Origin of the sequence: Plantibacter sp. CFBP 13570 (assembly GCF_014841395.1) — a bacterium.
GTDB classification, from domain to species: domain Bacteria; phylum Actinomycetota; class Actinomycetes; order Actinomycetales; family Microbacteriaceae; genus Plantibacter; species Plantibacter auratus.
In genome coordinates this window covers 1-1,146 of the sequence record NZ_JACYTW010000136.1, presented here as the reverse complement: position 1 = coordinate 1,146, position 1,146 = coordinate 1, and the positions used below count along the sequence as shown (strand labels likewise).

Annotated in this window: 1 protein-coding gene and 1 pseudogene; both read left to right on the top strand. The window is 71.1% G+C overall.

Annotated features, from left to right (window positions below; genetic code table 11):
• A pseudogene (locus tag IFT89_RS20055) lies at window positions 1-181 on the top strand (hypothetical protein); the annotation flags it as partial.
• 3 nt (window positions 182-184) lie between these two features.
• The gene (gene recR, locus IFT89_RS19880; RefSeq protein WP_056014479.1) at window positions 185-784 is read left to right on the top strand and encodes a recombination mediator RecR; all 600 of its coding nucleotides are present in this window, start codon (window positions 185-187) and stop codon (window positions 782-784) included.
• Window positions 785-1,146: the final 362 nt, after the last annotated feature.

Here is a 1,146-nt window from a genome sequence, read left to right as displayed (position 1 = left end):
GCCTGCGGCGCCGGTCGCCGAGCAGCGCCCGCAGCCCCCGGTCCGGATGCGCCAGGCGCCCCCGGTGCCGACGTCCCACCCCGCGGGTGACAACCGGTACGGCGAGAGCGTCGTCCGCGAGCTCCTCGGCGCGACATTCATCGAGGAGCAGCCGCACGAGCCGCGCTCCGGAGGGCGGTAGGCCATGTACGAGGGAATCGTCCAAGATCTGATCGACGAGTTCGGCCGGCTGCCCGGCATCGGTCCGAAGTCGGCGCAGCGCATCGCGTTCCACATCCTCCAGACGGAGTCGTTCGACGTGTCGAAGCTCGCCGAGCTGCTCACCGTCGTCCGCGAGAAGGTCAAGTTCTGCGAGATCTGCGGCAACATCTCCGAGCAGAACCTCTGCAGCGTGTGCCGCGACCCGCGTCGCAACCCGGCCCTGATCTGCGTCGTCGAAGAACCGAAGGACGTCGTCGCCATCGAGCGTACGCGTGAGTTCCGCGGCTTCTACCACGTGCTCGGCGGCGCCATCAGCCCGATCGACGGCGTCGGACCCGACGACCTGAACATCCGTCGTCTCATGCAGCGCCTCGCCGACGGCACCGTCACCGAGGTCATCATCGCGACCGACCCGAACCTCGAGGGGGAGGCGACCGCCACGTACCTCAGCCGGCTGCTCCTCCCGATGGGGATCCGCATCACGCGCCTCGCCTCCGGTCTCCCCGTCGGCGGCGACCTCGAGTACGCCGACGAGGTCACCCTCGGTCGTGCCTTCGAGGGTCGCACCGTCGTCAGCGGCTGACCACCCCGCCTCGTCGCCCGCCCCCCCCACCCCTTTTGCCATCGGCCCTTTCTCAGGAGTCGTCCGGTGTGTCGGGGCTGGTGGGTTGCGCCGCGCCGACGGACTCCTGAGTTGGGGCAGCACGGCCGGGGTCAGGCGCGGGTCTGTTTGCCGGGCGAGGGGTCTGCTCCCGATCGGTCCTTTCTCAGGAGTCGTCCGGTGTGTCGGGGCTGGTGGGTTCCGCCGTGCCGAGGGACTCCTGAGTTGGGGCAGCCGGGCGCGCCTCAGGCGTCGGCGGAGGGCGCCGGCCACTCGGCGACCACCGGGCGGGCCGACAGCTGCCGGCCGATCGCGGAGAAGCCGAGCTTGCGGGCGACGGCGCG